At 25.6% G+C, this 1,544-nt stretch carries 3 protein-coding genes; all 3 read right to left on the bottom strand.

Annotated features, from left to right (window positions below):
• The coding region (locus tag VK998_RS12845) for a hypothetical protein (RefSeq protein ID WP_325229050.1) at positions 1–249 on the bottom strand (249 nt) is incomplete at its 3' end.
• Between the two features lie 74 nt (positions 250–323).
• Entirely contained in the window at positions 324–998 is a 675-nt protein-coding gene (locus tag VK998_RS12840; protein ID WP_325229048.1) for a hypothetical protein, read from the bottom strand.
• Between the two features lie 19 nt (positions 999–1,017).
• The gene (locus tag VK998_RS12835; protein WP_325229046.1) at positions 1,018–1,458 is read right to left on the bottom strand and encodes a VOC family protein; all 441 of its coding nucleotides are present in this window, start codon (positions 1,456–1,458) and stop codon (positions 1,018–1,020) included.
• Positions 1,459–1,544: the final 86 nt, after the last annotated feature.

Raw genomic sequence — 1,544 nt, 5'->3', positions numbered from 1 at the left:
ACTGTTAATTGCAAATAAATATCCTATATTTTTTCTACAATAATGATTGTGTGGCAGAGATTTTGCCATATCATAGTATTTTTTATATTGATCGTTAATAGATAAATATGTAAGATTATTTGAATTTTTCATAGGAGGCGTCTTATCATCACCAACTACCACGATATGCCAATCAGAAAAAGATTCAAATTTAATAATAGATCTAGATTTCTCATTAATTGTTGTTATAACAGCAAATTTATTATTCAAATTATCCTCTTTTTATTACGTTTAAATTTAGAATATTATAACTAACTCTTAGCTAATAACTTACAATTAATATATTAAAAAAACTCTTCTAATTTAGAAGAGATAATTTTGGCATTAATTTTATCACTATATTTATTTTTAAATTTATCTCTTTCATATTTATACTCATCTGAAAGAAGTTTTTTATTTAAAAATTGTTTATTATTTGCTTTATTAATAATATTACTTTTTTTAACAATAGAATTAATTTTATCAAGTTTATTAATATTCAAATCATATCCGGGAGTCAACCAATCAATTATTTTTTGAAACTCATTATAATCATTACTTTTTAATTTTTCATATTTAACTATAACTTTAGCTTTATTAGATAATAAATATTTATTAAAATGATTTATTAATAATTTTATTTCTTTATCAATAAATTCTTCATTTATTTTACCATTATATTCTGACTTAAGATGAGAGAAAATAACATCAACAGGATTTCTGTACAAGTACAACACATCATCATGTTTTAATTCTAATATAGAAAAAATATCATGATCATGAAACCATAAAGGTTTTTTATTAAGTGACTCACCTTGTAAAAATGTAACAGAGCGTCGTAATCTAGGAGCATCAAAATATAATTCCATTAAACAATTTAGCCAATGACTACCACTTCTTGGGTAGCTAATAAAAACTGGCATTTCATCCATTTTAGGATTGTACGATGGAGCATTCATAATTTTACTTAAGCTTTTCAAATTCAAAATTTGAACTTGCTCATTCCGTTTTAAGATCCTCTACTAACTCAAAAAAAAGACCATTTTTAATATCCTCAACAAAACACACTTTAACGGTGCCTGAAGGGACGACCAATGGGTCATGAACTAACCTAAGCCATGCATAATAATCTAACTGAGCTATAATATTATCCATATCAGTTACACTTAACGCTAAATGCGTTATCCCCTGATTTCTCAAAGATTTAATTTTATTAATCGAGTTATTTTCTTCATAACACAAAAGCTCTACCATAGAACTATTACTATCTTTAAATTTAACCGTATTAACGTGGTCTATTATTTCACCGTTAAACTTATTTATATATTCTCCCTTTTCTACCTCATCCCACACTTTTTTAAAACCAAATGTGTCCACTAATAGCTTGCAATAATCTTCTTTATTACTTACTGTTAATCCTACATGCCTAAATGTTGCCACTTTTAACCTCTATTCTAGCTAATGTTAAATCAAGTGGTTCATCTATATCTACTATAAACGGAGTTTTGTAGCAATAAATGTTATCT

This window comes from Schnuerera sp. (assembly GCF_035459645.1).
In the GTDB taxonomy this organism is placed as follows: Bacteria; Bacillota; Clostridia; order Tissierellales; family Tepidimicrobiaceae; genus Schnuerera.
This window is presented reverse-complemented; position numbering and strand designations above follow the sequence as displayed.